The sequence below is a fragment of the Streptosporangium sp. NBC_01810 genome, from assembly GCF_035917355.1.
In the GTDB taxonomy this organism is placed as follows: Bacteria; Actinomycetota; Actinomycetes; order Streptosporangiales; family Streptosporangiaceae; genus Streptosporangium.
The window spans coordinates 3,377,280-3,399,107 of record NZ_CP109070.1 but is presented as its reverse complement, the minus strand read 5'-3'; the positions used below and the strand labels follow the sequence as shown (position 1 = coordinate 3,399,107).

General features: G+C 69.4%; 16 protein-coding genes. 13 read left to right on the top strand and 3 right to left on the bottom strand.

Going from position 1 to position 21,828, the window contains the following annotated elements:
• Nucleotides 1-5 precede the first annotated feature (5 nt).
• On the top strand, nt 6-1,229 hold the full coding sequence (gene mshC, locus OIE13_RS15260; protein ID WP_326639154.1) for a cysteine--1-D-myo-inosityl 2-amino-2-deoxy-alpha-D-glucopyranoside ligase: 1,224 nt from the start codon (nt 6-8) through the stop codon (nt 1,227-1,229).
• A 246-nt stretch (nt 1,230-1,475) separates the two neighbouring features.
• Here the strand turns inward: mshC and OIE13_RS15255 are convergent, their stop codons facing one another.
• A complete protein-coding gene (locus OIE13_RS15255; RefSeq protein ID WP_030904638.1) occupies nt 1,476-1,679 on the bottom strand; it encodes a cold-shock protein in 204 nt (67 codons plus the stop codon).
• 213 nt (nt 1,680-1,892) lie between these two features.
• Nucleotides 1,893-2,369: a peptide deformylase gene (gene def, locus OIE13_RS15250; protein WP_326639156.1), complete on the bottom strand. Its 477-nt coding sequence runs from the start codon at nt 2,367-2,369 to the stop codon at nt 1,893-1,895.
• A 238-nt stretch (nt 2,370-2,607) separates the two neighbouring features.
• On the opposite strand from def, the gene OIE13_RS15245 reads away from it, so the two are divergent.
• From OIE13_RS15245 to OIE13_RS15215, 7 genes are all read left to right on the top strand, one after another.
• Nucleotides 2,608-3,927: an MFS transporter gene (locus OIE13_RS15245; protein ID WP_326639158.1), complete on the top strand. Its 1,320-nt coding sequence runs from the start codon at nt 2,608-2,610 to the stop codon at nt 3,925-3,927.
• Nucleotides 3,928-4,127: 200 nt separating this feature from the next.
• Nucleotides 4,128-6,209 carry a molybdopterin oxidoreductase family protein gene (locus tag OIE13_RS15240; protein ID WP_326639160.1) on the top strand — a complete coding sequence of 694 codons (2,082 nt, stop codon included), beginning with the start codon at nt 4,128-4,130 and terminating at the stop codon, nt 6,207-6,209.
• Complete coding sequence (locus tag OIE13_RS15235; protein ID WP_326639162.1) at nt 6,206-7,609, top strand: FAD-dependent oxidoreductase; 1,404 nt, start codon at nt 6,206-6,208, stop codon at nt 7,607-7,609. The genes OIE13_RS15240 and OIE13_RS15235 overlap by 4 nt, the downstream gene beginning before the upstream one ends.
• A gap of 137 nt (nt 7,610-7,746) precedes the next feature.
• Nucleotides 7,747-10,194, top strand: coding sequence for a nitrite reductase large subunit NirB (gene nirB, locus OIE13_RS15230; RefSeq protein WP_326639164.1), 2,448 nt, complete (start codon nt 7,747-7,749; stop codon nt 10,192-10,194).
• Between the two features lie 60 nt (nt 10,195-10,254).
• Nucleotides 10,255-10,608, top strand: coding sequence for a nitrite reductase small subunit NirD (gene nirD, locus OIE13_RS15225; protein ID WP_326639165.1), 354 nt, complete (start codon nt 10,255-10,257; stop codon nt 10,606-10,608).
• Between the two features lie 55 nt (nt 10,609-10,663).
• Nucleotides 10,664-11,833, top strand: coding sequence for a uroporphyrinogen-III synthase (locus tag OIE13_RS15220; protein ID WP_326639166.1), 1,170 nt, complete (start codon nt 10,664-10,666; stop codon nt 11,831-11,833).
• Complete coding sequence (locus tag OIE13_RS15215; RefSeq protein WP_326830156.1) at nt 11,830-12,579, top strand: sirohydrochlorin chelatase; 750 nt, start codon at nt 11,830-11,832, stop codon at nt 12,577-12,579. The genes OIE13_RS15220 and OIE13_RS15215 overlap by 4 nt, the downstream gene beginning before the upstream one ends.
• 15 nt (nt 12,580-12,594) lie before the next feature.
• Here OIE13_RS15215 and OIE13_RS15210 read toward each other — a convergent pair whose 3' ends face one another.
• On the bottom strand, nt 12,595-13,449 hold the full coding sequence (locus OIE13_RS15210; protein ID WP_326639169.1) for a PAC2 family protein: 855 nt from the start codon (nt 13,447-13,449) through the stop codon (nt 12,595-12,597).
• A 394-nt stretch (nt 13,450-13,843) separates the two neighbouring features.
• Between OIE13_RS15210 and metH the strand changes: the two genes are divergently transcribed.
• From metH to OIE13_RS15185, 5 genes are all read left to right on the top strand, one after another.
• Nucleotides 13,844-17,308 (top strand): methionine synthase, encoded by a 3,465-nt coding sequence (metH, locus tag OIE13_RS15205; protein ID WP_326639171.1) that lies wholly within the window; start codon nt 13,844-13,846, stop codon nt 17,306-17,308.
• 26 nt (nt 17,309-17,334) lie between these two features.
• Nucleotides 17,335-17,985, top strand: a complete 651-nt coding sequence (locus tag OIE13_RS15200; RefSeq protein ID WP_326830155.1) for an HAD family hydrolase — start codon at nt 17,335-17,337, stop codon at nt 17,983-17,985.
• Between the two features lie 208 nt (nt 17,986-18,193).
• Nucleotides 18,194-18,733, top strand: coding sequence for a cellulose synthase (locus OIE13_RS15195; RefSeq protein WP_326639175.1), 540 nt, complete (start codon nt 18,194-18,196; stop codon nt 18,731-18,733).
• 266 nt (nt 18,734-18,999) lie between these two features.
• Nucleotides 19,000-20,001: an ABC transporter permease gene (locus OIE13_RS15190; RefSeq protein WP_326639177.1), complete on the top strand. Its 1,002-nt coding sequence runs from the start codon at nt 19,000-19,002 to the stop codon at nt 19,999-20,001.
• Nucleotides 20,002-20,046: 45 nt separating this feature from the next.
• Entirely contained in the window at nt 20,047-21,810 is a 1,764-nt protein-coding gene (locus OIE13_RS15185; RefSeq protein WP_326639178.1) for an ABC transporter substrate-binding protein, read from the top strand.
• Nucleotides 21,811-21,828: the final 18 nt, after the last annotated feature.

Below are 21,828 nucleotides of genomic sequence, written 5' to 3'. Positions count from 1 at the left end.
ACTTTATGAGATCGTGGTCTGCGCCGAAGGTTCCTCGGCTTCCCGGTGGCGGTGTCCCGCTGCGGCTTTTCGACACCGCCATGCGAGATGTCGTCCCCACAAAGCCGGGTCCCACAGCACGGATGTACGTCTGCGGCATCACGCCCTACGACGCCACCCATCTGGGCCACGCCAACACCTACCTCGCCTTTGACCTGGTCAATCGGGCCTGGCGGGATGCCGGGCACGAGGTGCACTTCACCCAGAACGCCACGGATGTCGACGACCCCCTGCTGGAGCGCGCGGAGCAGACCGGCATCGACTGGCGTGACCTGGCCGAGCGCGAGATCGAGCTGTTCCGGTCGGACATGGAGGCGCTGCGCATCCTCCCGCCGCGCGACTACGTCGCCGTGACCGAGGTGATCGATCAGGTCGCGGACCTGATCGCGTTGTTGCGCGACAAGGGCGCCACCTACGACCTGGAAGGCGACGTCTACTTCGACGCGGCCGCGGCCCCCAAGTTCGGTGCCGTCTCCGGTTACCCGGAGGAGCGAATGCTCGACCTGTTCGGCGAGCGCGGAGGGGATCCGGAGCGTCCGGGCAAGAAGCACCCGCTCGACTGGCTGCTCTGGCGTGCGGAGCGCCCGGGGGAGCCGTCCTGGCCCTCGCCGTTCGGTCAGGGAAGGCCCGGCTGGCACATCGAGTGCACCGCGATCGCTCTGGCGAACCTGTCCAGTGGCTTCGACGTCGCCGGCGGAGGCTCCGACCTGATCTTCCCGCACCACGAGTGCGGCGCCCACGAGGGCCACGTGGCGTGTGGTGAGTGGCCTTTCGCCAGGGCCTACGTGCACGCGGGCATGGTCGCCCTGGAGGGCGAGAAGATGTCCAAGTCGAAGGGCAACCTGGTTTTCGTCTCCCGCCTGCGCGGGGAGACCGACCCGATGGCCATCCGGCTGGCCCTGCTGGCGCACCACTACCGCTCCGACTGGGAGTGGACCTCCGGCCAGCTTGCCTCGGCGGAGGTGCGGCTGGCGCGCTGGCGCTCGGCGGTGGGCCTGCAGACCGGCCCCGACGCCGGTGTCGTGCTCGACAGGGTCCGCGCCCGGATGGCCGACGATCTGGATGCTCCCGGCGCGCTCGCGGTCATCGACGACTGGGCCGAGCGTGCCCTGTCGGAGGGCGGCAGCGACCCCGGCGCGCCGGTCCTTGTCGGGCGGATCGCGGACGCGCTGCTCGGAGTCGCGCTCTGAAGGGCCTTTCGAGGACCAGTCGCGCTCTCTGGGCCTTTCGGCCTTTCGGGGACGGGGGCGCCCGTGTGTGCCTTCTGGCGCCGCTCGGGGGCTCTCAGCCGCGTTGAGGGCTGCTCTGGACGGGAGTGCTTTCCGGGCGACCGCCCGGAAAGCACTCCCCGGCGGCGAACCGGCACCGGAAAATGACTGAGCCCGCACCGCTTGCGCGGTGCGGGCTCAGCCCGAAGCCTTTGAGGTCAAACCAGGTCAGATGAGCTCGACCTTGTCGGCCTGCGGGCCCTTCTGGCCCTGCGTGGTGACGAAGCTGACACGCTGGTTCTCCTCCAGGCTGCGGTAGCCGCTGGAGTTGATAGCCGAGTAGTGCACGAAGACATCGGCGGTGCCGTCATCCGGTGCGATGAATCCGAAGCCCTTTTCGGCATTGAACCACTTAACGGTGCCCTCAGACAAAACTACTTCTCCTCATTGGGAGCCTCACCGAACCACCAGGTCGGCGGCACGGGGCTGCGTTGCGGACCCTACCATGCACCCGCGGAAACCATCCGGAGAAACTGTAACGTCCGCTGTCGGCGGACTTCTCATAAGCACTTGAGATGATAAGGCTAAGCTGAGAATTACGACTGCAACCACTCAACTCTATCGGACAATCGCGCGGTGTGCAAGTCAGGAGATCGAGGCGAGGAAGCGCTCCCGCTCCTCCTCGGGGAGGCGGTCGACGAAGAGGGTGCCGTCAAGGTGGTCGGCCTCGTGCTGGAGGACGCGGGCCAGCATGCCCAGGGCACGGACGGTGACGGGTTTGCCGAACATGTCGCGACCACGGGCCGTGACCATGTAGGAGCGTTCCAGCGGCCACCAGTGGCCGGGAGCGGACAGGCATGCCTCGTCGGCCACGATCCTCCGCTCGGACAGCTCCAGACGCGGATTGACCAGGTGGCCGGACTTGCCGTCCAACTCGTAGACGACGACCCTGAGCGGGACGCCGATCTGCGGGGCGGCGAGCCCTGCGCGGCCCGTGCCGGCGCGCATCGTGGTCTGGAGCGACTTCACCAGGACACGCAACGCGCGGTCGAAGGTGGTCACGGGCTCGGCCACCGTGCGGAGCACGGGGTCGTTGAACAGTCGGATCGGCTGGACGGCCACGCGTACTCCCCGAGGCGGACGAATCGGCACCGGAAACGGTTCCCGCTGTCGCCCTGGCTCAACCATTACTTCCGTCCCCCCATGTTTCCGGAGTGTTGCGAGCGTGCGGCGTGTGCATTGCGCATTTCCGGGGTTAGTCACACGTAACCGGCGCACCATCACAGACAGTGAATGTGCGTAACGCCGCCCTCCTAGTTTTGGGGCTCGAAGCCCCCCGAAACCAGCAGGAGGACAGACGATGAAGCCCTGGATCAACGACTGGCGGCCCGACGACCCGGATTTCTGGCAGGAGCGCGGCCGGAAGGTGGCCCGGAGAAACCTGGTCTTCTCCATCTTCGCCGAGCACCTCGGGTTCACACTGTGGACCGTCTGGAGCATCGTGGCCGTGCAACTCGGCTCCTACGAGTTCTCCACCGACCAGCTCTTCTGGATCGTCGCCCTGCCCAACCTGGTCGGCTCGGCGCTGCGCATCCCGTACACCTTCGCCCCGGCCAGGTTCGGCGGCCGGAACTTCACGGTGGTCAGTGCTCTGCTCCTGCTCGTGCCCGCGGTGCTGCTGGCCATCGCGGTCGGCGATCCCGGCACCCCCTACTGGGTGTTCCTGGCCATCGCGGCCACGGCGGGGCTGGGCGGCGGCAACTTCGCCTCCAGCATGGCCAACATCACCCACTTCTACCCTCGGGACAGGCAGGGGGCCGCACTCGGGCTCAACGCGGCCGGCGGCAACATCGGGGTCAGTTCCGTCCAGCTCTTCATGCCGCTGGTGATCGGTGCGTTCGGGCTGGCCGCCGCGGGGCTGTTCTGGATCCCTTTCATCCTGGCCGCCGCGGCGGGTGCCTACTTCTTCATGGACAACCTGACCTCGGCCAAGGCCAGTCCCGTGGACCAGTTGAAGGTCGTCGGCCGGGCCCAGACCTGGATCATGTCGGTCCTGTACATCGGTACGTTCGGCTCCTTCATCGGCTACTCCACCGCGCTCCCGCTGCTCATCAAGAGCCAGTTTCCCGAGCAGGCCTCCCTGGTCTGGCTGGCCTTCCTCGGCCCGCTGCTCGGCTCCCTGGTCCGCCCGGTGGGCGGCTGGCTGTCGGACCGGCTCGGTGGGGCGCGGGTGACGCTCGTCAACTTCGCCGCGATGGCGGGCTCGGCGGTGCTGGTCTGGCAGGGCCTGTCCCAGCGTGGCTTCGCACTGTTCTTCTGCGCCTACATGCTCCTGGTCGCCACCACCGGCGTCGGTAACGGCTCCACGTACCGGATGATTCCGGCGATCTTCCGGGCCAAGGCGGTCGCGGGCATCACCCCGGGCACGGCAGCCCATGACGACGCCGTGGCAGTCGGGAAACGGGATGCCTCCGCGGCGATCGGGATCATCTCCGCGATCGGCGCCTTCGGTGGATTCTTCATCAACCGCGGATTCGGCAGCTCCATCGCCGCGACCGGTGGAGCGGGAGCCGCGCTGGCCTCCTTCGCCTTCTTCTACCTGGTGTGCGCGGCCGTCACCTGGGCCTGCTACCTGCGTACCGCCGGCACCGCGCCGAGCATGGCGGCGGCCCGGGTGTGAGTGCCGCCGCCATGCTCGGCGACCGCTTTGCTCACATCCGGCACCTGCCTGGCCGACGGATAACTCACATCCGGCACCTGCCTGGCCGACGGATAACTCACATCCGCCTCATTGCAAATGTGAACACGGTTAGCGGCTTGTAGCACATCGGTAACAGGGGAGACCTCGCGGTGAAACCGCCTGAAAGCACCATCGGACCCATGCCGGTCTCACTTTCCCCTCAGCAGCCTGTGAAGGCTGGGACAGCGACGCACTGCCCCTACTGCGCTCTGCAGTGCGGCATGAACGTCGCGGTGGGTGAGACCATCACGATCACTCCACGTCACGACGTCCCGGCCAATGGGGGAGGACTGTGTCAGAAGGGCTGGACCGCCGGTGAGCTTCTCACCGGCGAGCGGCTCACCACCCCTCTGCTGCACGGCGAGGAGGTCGGCTGGGACGAGGCGCTCGGCTTTGTCGCCGGCCGGATACGCGCGATCCAGGCCGAACACGGCTCCGACGGCGTGGCGGTGTTCGGCGGCGGCGGCCTCACCAACGAGAAGGCGTACCAGCTCGGCAAGTTCGCCCGGGTGGTGTTGCGGACCAGCCAGATCGACTACAACGGCCGGTTCTGCATGTCCTCGGCCGCCGCGGCCACCAACCGGGCCTTCGGTATGGACCGTGGCCTGCCCTTCCCGATCACCGACCTCGCCCGCGCCGACGCGGTCCTGATCGCGGGCGGAAACGTGGCCGAGACCATGCCGCCGTTCGTCCGTCACCTCACCGCGATGCGCGCGGCGGGCGGCCGGCTGATCGTCATCGACCCGCGGGCCACCGCGACCGCCCGGCAGGCCGACCTGCACCTGCAGCCGACCCCCGGCACCGACCTGGCGCTGGCTCTGGGCCTGCTGCACATGGTGGTCGCCGGGGGCGATGTCGACGAGGACTACGTGGCCGCCAGGACGAGCGGGTTCGACGCGGTCCGCACCTCGGTCGCGGCCTGGTGGCCCGAGCGAGTGGAACGGATCACCGGTGTGCCGGTCGCCCGGATGCGCGCCGCGGTCGCGATCCTCGCCGGCGCGAGCCGGGCGGCGATCCTCACCGGGCGCGGCGCCGAGCAGCACGCCAAGGGCACCGACACCGTCAGCGCGTTCATCAACCTCGCGCTCGCCCTCGGGCTGCCGGGGCGCGAGGGGTCGGGCTACGGCTGTGTCACCGGACAGGGCAACGGGCAGGGAGGCCGCGAGCACGGCCAGAAGGCCGACCAGCTCCCCGGCTACCGCAGGATCGATGATCCGGCGGCCCGCGCCCATGTCGCCGCCGTGTGGGGTGTCGACCCCGATGACCTACCGGGGCCCGGCCGCTCCGCCTACGAGCTGCTGGACGCGCTCGGCGCCGGCGGCGGCCCCCGGGCGCTGCTGCTGTTCGGCTCCAACCCGCTGATCTCCGCGCCGCGTGCCGGGCACGTCGCCGAACGGCTCGGCTCACTGGACCTGCTCGTGGTCTCGGACCTGGTCCTGTCGGAGACGGCCGCGATCGCCGACGTCGTGCTGCCCACCACCCAGTGGGCCGAGGAGAGCGGGACCATGACGAATCTGGAAGGCCGGGTGCTGCTCCGCCGCCAAGCGGCCGCTCCGCCATCAGGGGTGCGGAGCGACCTTGAGATTCTCCGGGGGCTCACCGCGCGACTGCGCGGGACAACCGGAGCCGAGGGTTTCCCCACCGATCCGCGCGAGGTCTTCGACGAGCTGCGCCGGGCCTCGGCAGGTGGGATCGCCGACTACGCCGGCATCACCTACGAGCGGATCGCCGCCGAGACCGGAGTGTTCTGGCCCTGCCCGGCCGAGGATCACCCAGGTACTCCCCGGCCTTTCCTGGACGGCTTCGCCACGCCCGACGGGCGCGCCCGTTTCGTACCGGTCGAGCACCGCCCGCCCGAGGAGGACATCGACCCGGAGTATCCGCTCTATCTCACGACGGGACGGGTGCTCGCGCACTATCAGAGCGGCGCGCAGACCCGGCGGATCGCCGCGCTGAACGCGGCGGCACCCGAGGCGTTCGTGGAACTCCACCCCGACCTCGCCGAGCGTCTGGACGTGGCCCCGGGGGAGATGTTGCGGGTGGTCAGCCGGCGCGGCGTGACCGAGGCACCGGCCAGGGTCAATCCGGCGATTCGGCCGGACACCGTGTTCATGCCATTCCACTGGCCGGGCGTCAACCTGCTCACCAACCCCGCGCTGGACCCGGTGTCGAGGATGCCGGAGTTCAAGGTCTGCGCGGTCAGAGCGGAGCGTGCCGGATGACCCGGATCGTGGTCGTGGGCAACGGGATGGCGGGCGCCCGCCTGGTGAGCGAGATCCGGGCCCGTGATCGGCACGTCGGGCTGACCGTGTTCGGGGCCGAGGAGTCGCAGCCCTACAACCGGGTACTGCTGTCGAACGTCGTGGCCGGGACGATACCGGCTGACCAGGTGCGATTGCTCGACCCTGGCTGGTACGCCGACCATTCGGTGACGGCGCTGCCCGGCGTCGAGGTGACCGCCGTGGACCGGGAGAACCGGGCCGTGCTCACCGCCACCGGCAGGCGCGAACCGTACGACGTCCTGGTGCTGGCGACGGGTAGCGAGGCGGTCGTGCCGCCGATCGCGGGTGCGGACAGGGCCGTCACGTTCCGCACGATGGACGACTGCAGGAGGATTCTGCGGGCCGCGGGTGCGGCGCGGCACGCCGTGGTGATCGGCGGTGGTCTGCTCGGAATCGAGGCTGCGCGTGGCCTGGCCGGGCGCGGCCTGCCGGTGACACTGCTGCACCTGGCCGGGCACCTGATGGAGCGTCAGCTGGACGCCGAGGCCGGGCTGGTGCTCGGCCAGACCCTGGGCGGGCTGGGTGTGCGGACCAGGACCGGCGTCGTGATCGAGGAGATCCTGGAAGGCGGCGTGCGGCTCGCGGGAGACGAGGTGGTCGATGCCGATCTGGTGGTGCTCGCCTGCGGGGTCCGCCCGGTGACCGGGCTGGCTCGCGAGGCAGGGCTGGAGGTGGCGCGCGGGATCGTCGTCGACGACGAGATGCGCACCGACGACCCGTCGGTCTTCGCGATCGGAGAGTGCGCCGAGCACCGGGGCAGCGTCTACGGGCTGGTCGCACCCGCCTGGGAGCAGGCCGCGGTGGTCGCCGACATCGTCACGGGGGCCGACAAGGCCGCCCGTTACCGGGGGTCGCGGCTGGTGACCCGCCTGAAGGCCAAGAGCGTGGAGCTGGCCGCGATGGGGGAGACCCATCTGACCGAGGACGACGCCGAGGTCGTGCGGTTCAGCCACCGGGCGGCGGGCACCTACCGCAAGCTCGTCATCCGCGACGGCCGCCTGGTCGGCGTGATCCTCCTCGGCGAGACGTCGGCGGTAGGCAGTCTCACCCAGCTGTTCGACCGGGGCGGGCCACTGCCGGTGGACCGGACGGGACTGCTCTTCCCCGGCCTGCCGGGCAACACGGTGGCCGAGAGCCCGGTCAGGATGCCGGACGCGGCGAAGGTCTGCCAGTGCAACGACGTGACCAAGGGGCAGATCAGGGCCTGCTGGGAGTCGGGCGCCAGGGACGTCGCGGCCGTGGCCGCCGCCACCCGCGCCACCACCGGCTGCGGCGGCTGCCGCGACGCGGTCGAGGGCATCGTCGGCTGGCTCTGCGAGCAGGAAGGGGTCTCGGCGTGACCGGCGCGAGAGGCGAGGGGCCGGCTCGGCGCCGGACGGACGGCCAGATCGGGACGGAAACGGAGCCGCCCGGCCCGGTGAGCGGAGAGATCCACCGGGGACGGGCGAGCGGAGCGGACAGAAGGGTGAGCGCGATCATGTCAAGGCTTGTCGTGGTGGGGAACGGACCGACGTCGCACCGGCTGGTCGAGGCCCTGGTGGCCAAGGGCTTCGAGGGCCGGATCACGGTGCTGGGGGAGGAGCCCAGGCCGGCCTACGACCGGGTGGCGCTGACCTCCTACCTGGCGGGCAGAAGTGTCGAGGATCTCACCTACCCGGTGCCGGAGGGAGTCGTGCTGCGCCTGTCGTCCAGGGTCGTCGGCATCGACAGGGGGGCGAAGGAGGTCACCACCGCGGACGGCCATCGCGAGCCGTACGACGTGCTGGTGCTGGCCACCGGGTCCAGCCCGTTCGTGCCGCCGGTGCCGGGCAGGGAACTGGACGGCTGCTTCGTCTACCGCACGATCGACGATCTCGACGCGATCAGGGAGGCCGCCTCGACCGCCACGAGCGGTGTCGTGATCGGCGGCGGGCTGCTGGGGCTGGAGGCCGCCGACGCCCTGCGTGGCCTGGGCCTGTCGACGCACGTCGTGGAGATGGGGGGCTGGCTCATGCCCCGGCAGGTCGACGAGGGCGGCGGTGCCGTCCTGCGAGGTCACGTGGAGGCACTCGGCCTGAGGGTACACACCCGGGCGGGGGTCAAGGAGATCGTCGCGGGCCCGGACGGGCGGGTCGCGGGCCTGGTCAAGCCGGACGGGGAGGCCGTCGAGGCGCAGATCGTGGTCTTCTCCGCGGGGGTCAGGCCCCGTGACGAGCTGGCCGGGCAGGCAGGCCTGGAGGTGGGCGGGCGCGGTGGGATCGTCGTGGACGACCGGATGCGCACCGGCGACCCGGCGATCTACGCGATCGGTGAGTGCGCTTTGCACGAGGGCGTGGTCTACGGGCTGGTCGGCCCGTGTTTCACGATGGCCGAGGTCGCCGCCGACCGCATTCTCGGCGGTGAGGCGGTCTTCACCCGTGCGGATCTCTCCACCAGGCTCAAACTGCTCGGTGTGGAGGTCGCCCAGTTCGGCGCCATGGACGGCGCGCTGAACGTTACCTTCATGGATCCGGTGGGAGGGGTCTACCAGAAGCTGTTCGTCAGCGACGACGCACGCACCCTGCTCGGCGGGATCTGCGTCGGTGACGCCACTCCGTACAACACCCTGAAGCCCTTCGTCGGCCGCGACCTGCCGGGATCACCGAGCGAGCTGCTGTTCAGCGGTGGTCCGGCGAGCATGGAGCTTCCCGACGACGCGCAGGTCTGCTCCTGCAACAACGTCACCAAGGGGCAGGTGTGCGCAGCCATCGCCGACCACGGTCTCACCGACGTGGCCGGGATCAAGGGCTGTACCCGCGCGGGCACCACCTGCGGCAGCTGCGTCCCGATGCTCAAGGAGATTCTCGTCAAATCGGGCGTCGAGGTCTCCAAGGCTCTGTGCGAGCACTTCGCGTACAGCAGGGCGGAGCTGTTCGACATCGTCCGCGTGCGCGCCATCACGACGTTCTCGCAGCTCATCGCCGATCACGGCACCGGGCGCGGTTGCGATGTGTGCAAGCCCGTCGTCGCCTCGATCCTCGCCTCGCTCGGCAACGGCCACATCCTCGACGGAGAGCAGGCCGCCCTGCAGGACACCAACGATCACTTCCTGGCCAACATCCAGCGCAACGGCACCTACTCGGTGGTGCCGCGCATCCCCGGTGGGGAGATCACCCCGGACGGCCTCATCGTGATCGGCGAGGTGGCCCGCGACTTCGGCCTCTACACCAAGATCACTGGCGGGCAGCGGATCGACCTGTTCGGGGCCCGGGTGGAGCAGCTCCCGCTGATCTGGAAACGCCTGGTGGACGCGGGCTTCGAGTCCGGGCAAGCGTACGGCAAGGCGCTGCGCACCGTGAAGTCCTGCGTGGGCTCGACCTGGTGTCGATACGGCGTGCAGGACGCCGTCGGCCTGGCCATCGCGCTGGAGCTGCGCTACCGGGGGTTGCGCTCGCCGCACAAGCTGAAGTCGGCGGTCTCCGGCTGTGCCCGCGAGTGCGCCGAGGCCAGGAGTAAGGACTTTGGCGTCATCGCCACCGAGCGGGGCTGGAACCTCTACGTCGGTGGCAACGGCGGCTTCACCCCGCGCCACGCCGACCTGTTCGCCTCCGACCTGGGCACCGAGGAACTGGTCCGCGTCATCGACCGGTTCCTGATGTTCTACGTCCGTACCGCCGACCGCCTGCAGCGCACCTCCGCCTGGCTGGAGGCACAGGGGACGGCCTACGTCAGGGAGGTCGTCCTGGACGACTCCCTCGGGATCTGCGCCGAACTGGAGGCGCAGATGGAGCGGCACGTGGCCGGCTACGCCGACGAGTGGCGCGCCGCGATCGAGGACCCGGAGAAGCTGCGGCGGTTCGTCTCCTTCATCAACGCCCCCGGGACGCCGGACCCCTCGATCGCTTTCGAACCCCAGCGTGACCAGGTGAAACCGGTCCTCATCCCGCTGGAGGTGGTCCGTTCCTGACCCGCCGCCCCGTGTCCCGTGTCCCCGCCGTCGCCAACCCCCGAGGAGAGGCTCTCAACGATGACCGTCCTGAGCGAAGATCTGAAGCGGACCGGCTGGACGCCGGTCTGCTCCTACACCGACCTGCTGCCCGAGCGCGGTGTGTGCGCGCTCGTCGGTGGTCACCAGATCGCGTTGTTCCGTACCTTTGACGGCGCCCTGTTCGCGATCGGCAACCGCGACCCGTTCAGCGGTGCCCACGTCCTGTCCCGCGGGATCGTGGGCACCAGGGCCGGCGAGCCCGTGGTGGCCTCTCCCATGCACAAGCAGGCGTTCTCCCTTGCGACGGGGGTGTGTCTGGACGACCCCGCGACGGCCGTGCCGACCTACCCGATCCGTCTCACCGGCGAAACGGTGGAGGTGGGCGCGGGGTGAGCCCGCAGCCGGCCGGATACCGACAGAAGATCAAGCGAGGAGTGGTGAACGACAGATGAGCATCGCCGTGCTGGACGGTCCCGTCGACTCTCCCGAGACCGCGTCCGACGCGCTGGCCGGGTTCACGATCGGGGTCACCGCCACCCGGCGGCGCGAGGAGTTCTGCGCGCTGCTGGAACGCAGGGGCGCCAGGGTGGTGCGCGCCCCCGCGATCCGTCTGGTACCCCTGGCCGAGGACGCCGACCTGCTGGCCGCGACGCGCGCCGGCCTGTCCGCCCCGATCGACGACGTGGTGGTCACCACCGGTGTCGGCTTCCGGGGATGGATGGCCGCCGCCGAGGGCTGGGGGCTGGCGGGCGACCTCGCCGAGCACCTGGCCTCCGCACGGCTGCTGACCCGCGGGCCCAAGGCCCGCGGCGCGGTCAGGGCCGCCGGGCTGAACGACCACTGGACCCCGTCCACGGAGTCGTGCGAGGAGGTCAAGCAGCACCTGCTCGCCCAGGATCTGCGCGGCCGCCGCATCGCCGTGCAGCTGCACGGGGAGCCGCTGACCGACTTCGTGGCCGCGCTGCGCGAGGCCGGCGCCGAGGTCCTCGAGGTGCCGGTCTACCGGTGGCTGCCCTACCGGGACGTGTCGCCACTGCGCCGCCTGGTCAGCCAGGCGATCTCCGGCGGGGTGGACGCGGTGGCCTTCACCAGCGCCCCCGCCGTGCTGGCCATGCTCAACTCGGCCCGCGCGGACGGCCTGGAGGACGCACTGGTCGCGGCCTTCGCCGGGCCGGTCGTCGCCGCCTGCGTGGGCCCGGTCACCGCCGCGCCCCTGGAGGCACGCGGGGTGCCCACCGTACAGCCCGAGCGCTCCCGCCTGGGCACACTGGCCCGTACCCTCGCCAGGCACCTGCCCGAGCACAGCGTCACCCGTCTGGTCGCGGGCGGCCACCGGCTGGAGATCCGCGGCCACGCCGTCGTGGTGGACGGCGAGCTGAAGCCGCTGCCGCCGGCGCCGATGGCGGTGCTCAAGCGGCTGGCCGACAAACCGGGGCACGTGGTGGCCCGCTCCGACCTGCGGACGGTGCTACCCGGAGGCCCGTCGCGGGACTCGGCCGAGCACGCGGTCGAGATGGCCATCACCCGCCTGCGCCGGGCTCTCGGGCCCTCGGGAATCGTCGAGACGGTCGTCAAACGCGGTTACCGCCTGGCCTGCGACCGGGGCGAAGGCCTGTGACGACGCTGGTCCTCGCCGGGCACGGGACGCGCAGCGCGATGGGTGAGGAGACCCTGGCCGGACTGCGTGACCTGGTGCGCGGTGGCCGCCGGGGAACGCGCGTCGAGCAGGCGTTCCTGGAGATCAGCTCACCCTCGCTGGCCGACGTGCTCGTCGAGGTGCCCGGCCCCGTCGTGGTGGTCCCGCTGCTGCTGGCGGGCGGCTACCACGTCCACATCGACCTGCCCGAGGTGGTGGCCACGACCAGGCCGGACGCCACGGTGACGGCCCCGCTGGGGCCGCACCCGCTGCTCGTGGCCGTCCTCGCCAGACGACTGGCCGCCGTGGGACTGCGGGCGGCCGACTCGGTGATCCTGGGAGCCGCGGGGTCGTCCGACCCCGCGGCGCTGGCCGACGTGCGGGCGGCGGCCCGGCTGCTTTCGGTCCGGCTCTCCCGCCCGGTCACCGCGGCCTTCGCCGGGACGGGCGCCCCCACGGTCGCCGAGGCCCTGGAGCGGCTGCGCTCAGGACCCGCGCCGCGGATCGCGCTCGCCTCCTATCTCCTGGCCCCGGGCTTCTTCCAGGACCGCCTGGAGGCGTCCGGTGCCGACCTGGTCACCGCTCCCCTGGGGGTGGACGCCGATCTGGCCGCGCTGGTGTGGGCCCGGTTCGACCAGGCATGCCCGGCGTCCGTGGCCTCCGGTGCGGGCGCCGGAAGCCCGGTCTTCGCGCGTCCGGTCCAGGCGGAGCGGAGCGGCCGGCGGTAACCCCCCGTCGTGGGCTCAGCCGTCGGAGTCGTGGCCACGCCGGCGCAGGTAGCGCTCGAACTCGGCGGCGATGGCATCGCCACTGGCCTCGGGCAGCTCGGCGGCGTCCTTGCGCTCCTCCAGCTCCTTGACGTATTCGGCGACCTCGCTGTCCTGCGAGGCCAGTTCGTCGACACCGTGCTCCCAGGCCCGGGACTCCTCGGCCAGTTCGCCCAGCGGCATCGGGATGTCGAGCAGGTCCTCCATCCGGCTGAGCAGTGCCATGGTGGCCTTCGGGTTGGGGGGCTGGGCCACGTAGTGCGGCACCGAGGCCCACAGCGACACGGCGTTCAGCCCGGCTGCGCCCAGGGACTGCTGGAGCACGCCGACGATGCCCGTCGGCCCCTCGTAGCGGCTCAGTTCCAGATTGATCGCCCTGGCCAGGCCCTCGTCGGTCGCCGATCCCACGATCGGCACCGGGCGGGTGTGCGGCGAGTCGTTGAGCAGCGCGCCGAGCAGGACCGCCAGCTCGACCCCCAGCTCCCGGCAGACCAGAACGATCTCCTCGCAGAAGGCGCGCCAGCGCATGTTGGGCTCGATGCCGCGCAGCAGCACCACGTCGCGGCCGACACCCGGTGGCCTGGCCACCGACAGCTTGGTGGTCGGCCAGCTGATGGAGCGCGTCAGCCCCTCGCCCATCTCGACGATGGGGCGGGTCACCTGGAAGTCGTAGTACTCCTCCGGGTCCAGGGAGACCAGCGGGGTCGCCTTCCACTCGCCCTCGAGGTGCGCGATCACTCCGCTCGAGGCCTCACCCGCGTCGTTCCACCCCTCGAACGCGGCGATCATCACCGGGTCGACGAGCTCGGGCAGACCTTCGATCTCGATCACGCGTCCCTCCTTCTCACCGCACCGCCCTCTCCGGCTAAGCCTATGCCGTGAGGGGGCCTTCACGTCACCTTCCAGATGTGGTGTGGACGATCAGGACGTCGTAGCCCGGTCGCCTTGCAGGAGAGGTCGCCGAGGGCGCCGGCGGCGGTGTTGCGGTCGCGCTCGCGCATGGGGGAGTAGAGCGCAGGCCGGGATCAGGCCGGCGCCGGTGGCGGCGAGAGAGGCGGCCGAGGAGACCGCGCCGAAGGAGGAGGAGGAGGCGCCGTCGGTGCCGACAAGGATGGTGCGGTAGGTCGCCATCGGTGCCGCACAGGGGTGATCGGAGTAATTGGATGAAAAGTCCAATTGCTGTCAACAACAATAACGGCCAAGCGGATCCCAGTACTCTTGTCCCATGACAAGCACCCCGTCTTTCCGTGAAGTCCTGGCCGAGCGCGTGATGGTCGCCGACGGGGCCATGGGGACGATGCTTCAGGCGCACGACGTCACCATGGACGACTTCCAAGGCCATGAGGGCTGCAACGAGGTGCTGAACGTCACCCGTCCCGACATCGTCCGCGCCGTGCACGAGGCCTACTTCGAGGTGGGGGTCGACTGCGTCGAGACCAACACCTTCGGGGCCAACCTTTCGGCTCTCGGCGAATACGACATCTCCGAGAAGGTTTTCGAGTACTCGGAGGCCGGTGCCCGTGTCGCCCGGCAGGCGGCCGACTCCTGGTCCACCCCCGAGCGGCCGCGCTTCGTGCTCGGCTCCATCGGCCCCGGCACCAAACTCCCGACTCTCGGGCACAAGCCGTACGCCGAACTGCGCGACGCCTACTACGACAACGCCGCGGGGCTGGTCGGCGGTGGCGCCGACGCCCTGATCATCGAGACCTCCCAGGACCTGCTCCAGGTCAAGGCGGCGGTGATCGGCGCACGCCGGGCCATCGCCGACGCCGGCCGGGACGTGCCGGTCATCGCCCAGGTGACCATCGAGAGCAACGGCGCGATGCTGCTGGGCTCGGAGATCGGCGCGGCACTGACCGCGATCGAGCCGCTCGGCGTCGACGTGATCGGCCTGAACTGCGCGACCGGTCCCGCCGAGATGAGCGAGCACCTGCGCTACCTGGCCCGCCACGCCCGCGTCCGCCTCTCGTGCATGCCCAACGCCGGGCTGCCCGTGCTGACCTCCGACGGCGCCTACTACCCGCTGACCCCCGGGGAACTGGCCTCGGCGCACGAGAACTTCACCCGCGACTACGGCCTCTCCCTCGTCGGCGGCTGCTGCGGCACCACGCCCGAGCACCTGCGCCAGGTCGTCGAGAGGGTACGCGGGCAGGAGACGGCCTCGCGCCGGCCCCGCCCCGAGGCCGGTGCCTCCTCTCTCTACCAGAGCGTCCCCTTCCGCCAGGACATCTCGTACATGGCCATCGGCGAGCGCACCAACGCCGTCGGTTCCAAGGCCTTCCGAGAGGCGATGCTCGCCGAGGACTGGGAGGAGTGCGTGGAGATCGCGCGGGCGCAGGCCCGCGACGGCGCGCACATGTTGGATCTCTGTGTCGACTACGTGGGACGTGACGGCGTGGCCGACATGAAGGAGCTGGCGTTCCGCTTCGCCACCGCCTCCACGCTGCCGATCGTCCTCGACTCCACCGAGCCCGCCGTCCTGGAGGCCGGGCTGCAGATGCTCGGCGGGCGGGCGGTCGTCAACTCGGTCAACTACGAGGAGGGCGACGGCGTCGAGTCGCGCTTCCACAAGAACATGACGCTGGTCCGCGAGTACGGCGCGGCAGTGGTGGCCCTGACCATCGACGAGGAGGGCCAGGCCCGCACCGCCGACTGGAAGGTCCGGATCGCCCTCCGCCTCGTCGAGGACCTGACCACGAAGTGGGGCATGAACGTCGAGGACATCCTCGTCGACGTGCTCACCTTCCCCATCGCCACCGGCCAGGAGGAGACCCGGCGCGACGCGCTGGAGTCGATCGAGGCGATCAAGGAGCTCAAGCGGCACCACCCCGGTGTGCAGACGGTCCTCGGTCTGTCGAACGTGTCGTTCGGCCTCAACCCGGCCGCCCGCATCGTGCTCAACTCGGTCTTCCTCAACGAGTGCGTCAACGCCGGCCTCGACGCGGCGATCGTGCACGCCTCCAAGATCCTGCCGATGGCGCGCATCCCCGAGGATCAGCGCCAGGTCGCCCTGGACATGGTCTACGACCGGCGCAGGGAGGGCTACGACCCGCTGCAGCGGTTCATGGAGCTGTTCGACGGTGTCGACGCCGCCGCTCTCAAGGCGAGCAAGGCCGAGGAGCTCGCCGCGCTGCCGCTGTGGGAGCGGCTCAAGCGCCGTATCGTCGACGGCGAGCGCAAGGGTCTGGAAGCCGACCTCGACGAGGGCCTCGCCCAGCGTCCCGCCCTGGAGATCGTCAACGACGTGCTGCTCGACGGCATGAAAACCGTCGGCGAGCTGTTCGGCTCCGGCCAGATGCAGCTGCCGTTCGTGCTCCAGTCGGCCGAGGTGATGAAGATCTCGGTCGCCTACCTGGAACCGCACATGGACCGGGTCGAGGGTGAGACCAAGGGGCGCATCGTGCTCGCCACGGTCAAGGGCGACGTGCACGACATCGGCAAGAACCTGGTCGACATCATCCTCTCCAACAACGGCTACGAGGTCGTCAACCTCGGCATCAAGCAGCCGGTGTCGGTCATCCTGGAGGCCGCGGAGGAGAAGAAGGCCGACGTCATCGGCATGTCCGGGCTGCTGGTGAAGTCCACGGTCATCATGAGGGAGAACCTGGAGGAGATGAACTCCCGGAGCATCTCCGACAAGTTCCCCGTGCTGCTCGGTGGGGCCGCGCTGACCCGCGCCTATGTCGAGCAGGACCTCGCGGAACTCTTCCACGGCGAGGTCCGCTACGCCCGCGACGCCTTCGAGGGACTGCGTCTGATGGACGCCTTCATGGCTGTCAAGCGCGGCGAGGAGGGGGCGAGCCTGCCGCCGTTGCGCGAGCGCCGGGTCAAGAGCGGAGCCACGCTGGTCAGGACCCCGGTGGAGGAGCTGCCCGCACGCTCCGATGCGGCCGCCGACAACGCGGTGCCGACGGCGCCCTTCCTCGGCGAGCGTGTCATCAAGGGCGTGCCGCTCGCCGAGTACGCCGCGTTCCTCGACGAGCGGGCGACGTTCATGGGGCAGTGGGGCCTCAAGGCCGCCCGCGGCGGCGACGGGCCCTCCTACGAGGAACTGGTCGAGACCGAGGGCCGACCGCGCCTGCGGATGTGGCTGGAGCGGATGCAGACCGAGGGCCTGCTGGAGGCGGCGGTCGTCTACGGCTACTTCCCGTGCGTCAGCGACGGCGACTCGCTGATCATCCTGGATGACGGGGGCAACGAGCGCACCCGGTTCACCTTCCCGCGCCAGCGGCGCGACCGGCACCTGTGCCTGTCCGATTTCTTCCGTTCCAAGGACTCCGGCGAGGTCGACGTCGTCGCCTTCCAGGTCGCGACGATGGGCAACCGGGTCTCCGAGGCGGCGGCCGAGCTGTTTGCCAAGGACGCCTACCGCGACTACCTGGAGCTGCACGGCCTGTCGGTGCAGCTGACCGAGGCCCTGGCCGAGTACTGGCACGCGCGGGTGCGCACCGAACTGGGCATCGGCGGTGACGAGTCCCTGGAGGACATGCTCAAGGTCAACGTCACGGGCTGCCGCTACTCCTTCGGCTACCCGGCCTGCCCCAATCTGGAGGACCAGGTCCAGCTGATGGGGTTGCTCGACCCGGCCAGGATCGGCGTCGAGCTGTCCGAGGAGTTCCAGCTCCACCCCGAGCAGTCGACGTCCGCGCTGATCGTCCATCATCCTGAGGCCAGCTACTTCAACGTGTGACCGTCTGCCGGAAGGGCTACAAGGGTATGGAAGCGGTTCTCTTCGACATGGACGGGCTTCTCGTCGACAGCGAGAAGATCTGGTTTCAGGTCGAGACCGAGGTGATGGAGCGGCTCGGCGGTGAGTGGGGGACCGCCCATCAGGAGAACATGGTGGGCGGCTCGATGTCGGCGGCCGTGGCCTACATGCTCCAGGTCTCCGGCGGGAGCGCCGCTCCCGAGGAGGTGGAGACATGGATGCTGGAAGGCATGATCTCCAGGCTCGCCGGTGGTGTGGAGATGATGTCCGGCGCCGCCGAACTGCTGGCGGGGGTGCACAGGGAGGGCCTGGCCACCGCCCTGGTCACCTCCTCGGCACGATCGATAGCCGAGGCGTGCCTGCAGAGCATCGGCAGGCACCACTTCGACCACGTGGTCACCGGTGACGACGTCGCGAGGAGCAAGCCCGATCCCGAGCCCTACCTGACGGCGGCCCGTTTGCTGGGTGTGGATCCGGCCCGCTGCGTCGCGCTGGAGGATTCCCCGAATGGGGTGACCTCGGCCACCTCGGCGGGCTGCCGGGTGGTGGCGGTGCCGAGCGTGCTACCGATTCCCGGTGCGCCGGGCCGACTTGTCGTCGGGTCGCTGCGTGAGATCGATGTGGAGGTCCTGCGCTCACTGTCCGCCGGTGCTCTCTGAGGCGGGCTCGCCGCGTTGGCGGGGCGGACGGCATGAGGGGCCGGTGCGCTCCTCCCGTGAGAGTGCGTGGCCGGGGATCGTCCCTGATCTTTCCTGCGATCCGGGCCGTATCCCCTAGGGGATGATCCCTCCTTGAGAAGGAGGACCCGGTCCGATTCGACGTGCCAGGATGGATGTCGGATAGGTCAACGTGAGGGGGCGGTCCGCTGTGTCGTTCGATCAGATCGCGTGGTTGCCGCTCTGCGCCGGGGTCACCGGTGTGGGGCTGGTGCTGAGTTTCCTGCTGATGCGGCGCCGTGGCGTCGCGGCGGGGTTGCGTGCCGCGGCCTGGTCGCTGCTACCCGTCGCCGCCTTCCTGACCGGCGCGCTTCCCACCCTGTGGCAGATCGGCACGGCGATCATCGGTTTCTTCGCAGGTCTGGTGTTCAACCCCGTGGTGTGGTCCGGGGTGGCGGTGACCGGGCTCGCCGTGGTGCTGTTCCTGGTCTCCGGGTTCCTGCGCGGCCGTCGCCTCAGGGCTGTGGCGTCCCCGGCGGCCTCTGTGCCCGCCGTAGCCGCGGCGGGCCCTGGTACGCGGGGCAGGACCGCGGCGCCTGCCGCGACGGCCGCCACGCAGCCGTTGCCCAAGCGCGAGGCCGCGCCCGCGCCCACCTCCGGGCCCGACACCTCCAAGCCCGCCGCGAAGCCGGCCGCCGACGACGACTTCTCCGATATCGAGGACATCCTCAAGCGTCGCGGGATCGGGTGACGCTGAGTGACCGGCTCATTCCCGTGTCACGAATTCAAGACAGAAGCGGAACGGCTTCCGGACATTAGCTCAAAGATCAAAACGAATGAATTTCGCGTGAATCACAGTTAAGCCACATAGCGCCCCAGAGGACTAGTCAGCGCAGTTCAGCCCATAGATTCTGCGCACGGGGCCGCGAACTACTGGCCCGTAGACTTACGGCGCGCTACCCGACCCGGGAAACGCGTTGACGGACAACGTCGTCTGGGATCCAGGGGGCCAACTGTATGACCGCACCGCTCGATGCCCCCGGTAAGACCACCGAGGGCTCGCCGGAGGCAGTGCTCGCGGGAGCGGGCGTGAAGGCCGTCCAAGGCCGCTCGCTCGGGCAGATCGCGTGGATGCATCTGAAACGCGACAAGGTCGCGCTCGTCGGTGCCGGCGTGGTCGTTCTGCTGATCCTCACTGCGATCTTCGCCCCGCTGATCGTGGACCTGTTCGGTCATCCGCCGAACGAGTTCCACCAGGAGATGATCGACACCTCCACCATGACGCCCAAGGGCGGCACGGGCATCGGAGGGGAGTTCCTGTTCGGGGTGGAGCCGGTCAACGGTCGTGACCTTTTCAGCAGGGTTGTCTACGGAGCGCGGATCTCGCTGCTGATCGCGGTTCTCGCCACCCTGCTCTCGGTGGTCATCGGCACGGTCATGGGAGTGATGGCCGGTTACTTCGGTGGCTGGGCCGACACCCTGATCAGCCGCACGATGGACGTCTTCCTCGCCTTCCCCCTGCTCGTCTTCGCGATGGCCCTGGTCGGTGTCCTCGGCCAGTTCGAGAAGGACCTCGGGGTGACGGGCGACACGCTGCGCGTCGGTCTGCTGATCTTCGTGATCGGTTTCTTCAACTGGCCGTACATCGGCAGGATCATTCGCGGCCAGACACTGTCACTGCGGGAACGTGAATTCGTCGACGCCGCCCGTAGCCTGGGCGCCCGCGGGCCGTACATCCTGTTCCGTGAGATCCTGCCGAATCTGATCGCACCGATTCTTATCTACGCGACGTTGCTCATTCCGACGAATGTCATGTTCGAGGCGGCGCTCTCGTTCCTGGGAGTCGGTATCCAGGCGCCTACGGCGACCTGGGGAGGCATGATCTCGCAGGCGGTGAAGTTCTACAATGTGCCGCATTTCATGTTCTTCCCCGGTATGGCGATTTTCATCACGGTGCTGGCCTTCAATCTTTTCGGCGACGGGCTGCGCGATGCCCTCGACCCGAAATCGTCCCGCTGACCCTCAACCTCCCGTTCTCCTGGAATTAACAAGGGGTGCAAGTAAATGAACAAGAGATCCGCACTGGCCTTCGCGGCTGCGGGTGCCGCTCTCTCCCTGGGGCTCTCCGCCTGCGGCGGCGGCGGCAGCGAGACGAAGCCGGCCGATGGTTCGTCGGCCGCGCCGGCGACCGCGGACGCGTTCAACGCCGGACTCGAGGCGGTGTTCAACCCTTCCGACAAGAAGGGTGGCGTCCTGAAGATGGCCATCTCCGAGGACTGGGACTCGGTGGACCCCGGTGACACCTACTACGCGCTCTCCTGGAACCTCGTCCGGATCTACGGTCGTTCGCTGGTGACCTACACCCCGGCTCCCGGTGCCGAGGGCCGCAAGCTCGCCCCCGACCTGGCCGAGAACCTGGGCGAGTCGAGCGACGGTGGCAAGACCTGGACCTACAAGCTTCGCGCCGGTCTGAAGTTCGAGGACGGCACGCCGATCACGTCCAAGGACGTCAAGTACGCGGTCCTGCGGTCCATGGACAAGGAGACCCTGGTCAACGGCCCGACGTACTTCAACGACTGGCTGGACCTGCCGAAGGACTTCAAGAGCGTCTACAAGACCCCGGACGTCAACACCGACTCCGCGATCGAGACGCCGGACGACCAGACGATCGTCTTCCACCTGAAGAAGGCCTACGGCGGCTTCGACAACTTCGCGGCGCTGCCCGGCACGATCCCGGTCCCCAAGGCCAAGGACACCGGCGTCAAGTACCGCGAGCACGTGATGGCCTCCGGCCCCTACAAGTTCGACAAGGTCGAGGCGGGCAAGCAGTACACCCTGGTCCGCAACGAGCACTGGGACCCGGCGACCGACCCGATCCGCAAGGCGCTGCCGGACAGCTACGAGATCTCCCTCGGGGTGAACGCCGACGACCTGGACAACCGGATCATCTCCGGTGACCTGCACATCGACCTCGCCGGCTCGGGCGTCCAGCCCGCCGCGCTCGGTCGCGTGCTGGGCGACCCGGCGCTGAAGGCCCGGTCGGACAACCCCACCGGCGCCCGCACCTGGTACACCTCGATCATCTCCGACGTGGCCCCGCTGGACAACGTGGAGTGCCGCAAGGCGATCATCTACGGCGCCGACCGGGTGGGCCTGCAGAACGCCTACGGCGGCGAGTTCGCCGGTGGTGAGATCGCGACCGGTCTGATGCCGCCGTCGATCGGAGGCTGGAAGAAGCTGGACCTCTACCCGTCCGGCACCGGCGACGCGGAGAAGGCCAAGGCCGCACTCGCCGCCTGTGGCAAGCCTGACGGCTTCGAGACCATCATGGCCTACCGCGCCGACCGCCCCAAGGAGAAGGCGACCGCCGAGTCGCTCCAGCAGGCGCTGGCCAAGGTCGGCATCAAGCTGGAGCTCAAGGGTTACCCCACCGGTGACTACTTCGCGCTCTACGCCGGCAAGCCGGACTTCGTGAAGAAGAACGGCATCGGCCTGGCCACCAACGGCTGGGGCGCCGACTGGAACGACGGCTTCGGCTTCATGTCGCAGATCGTCGACAGCCGCACCATCCGCGAGTCGGGTGGTAACTACAACCTCAGCATCAAGGACAAGGAGGTCGACGCGAAGATCGACCAGATCTTCACAGAGACCGATGTCGCCAAGCGTGACGCGCTCTGGGGTGAGATCGACCAGAGGATCATGGAGCAGGCCTACGTGCTGCCCTCGGTCTGGTCCAAGGGCGTCATGGTCCGCCCCCTGGGTGCGACGAACGTCTTCGTCACCGGTGCGTTCGACATGTACGACTACCTGAACCTGGGCGTCCAGTAACCGTCGGAAATCCTGTTC

Coding starts and splice junctions, on each gene's coding strand:
- nirD (WP_326639165.1), top strand. CDS start 10,255: ATGACCGTCCTGAGCGAAGATCTGAAGCGGACCGGCTGGACGCCGGTC.
- nirB (WP_326639164.1), top strand. CDS start 7,747: ATGTCAAGGCTTGTCGTGGTGGGGAACGGACCGACGTCGCACCGGCTG.
- OIE13_RS15235 (WP_326639162.1), top strand. CDS start 6,206: ATGACCCGGATCGTGGTCGTGGGCAACGGGATGGCGGGCGCCCGCCTG.
- OIE13_RS15190 (WP_326639177.1), top strand. CDS start 19,000: ATGACCGCACCGCTCGATGCCCCCGGTAAGACCACCGAGGGCTCGCCG.
- OIE13_RS15200 (WP_326830155.1), top strand. CDS start 17,335: ATGGAAGCGGTTCTCTTCGACATGGACGGGCTTCTCGTCGACAGCGAG.
- metH (WP_326639171.1), top strand. CDS start 13,844: ATGACAAGCACCCCGTCTTTCCGTGAAGTCCTGGCCGAGCGCGTGATG.
- OIE13_RS15240 (WP_326639160.1), top strand. CDS start 4,128: ATGCCGGTCTCACTTTCCCCTCAGCAGCCTGTGAAGGCTGGGACAGCG.
- OIE13_RS15220 (WP_326639166.1), top strand. CDS start 10,664: ATGAGCATCGCCGTGCTGGACGGTCCCGTCGACTCTCCCGAGACCGCG.
- mshC (WP_326639154.1), top strand. CDS start 6: ATGAGATCGTGGTCTGCGCCGAAGGTTCCTCGGCTTCCCGGTGGCGGT.
- OIE13_RS15185 (WP_326639178.1), top strand. CDS start 20,047: ATGAACAAGAGATCCGCACTGGCCTTCGCGGCTGCGGGTGCCGCTCTC.
- OIE13_RS15245 (WP_326639158.1), top strand. CDS start 2,608: ATGAAGCCCTGGATCAACGACTGGCGGCCCGACGACCCGGATTTCTGG.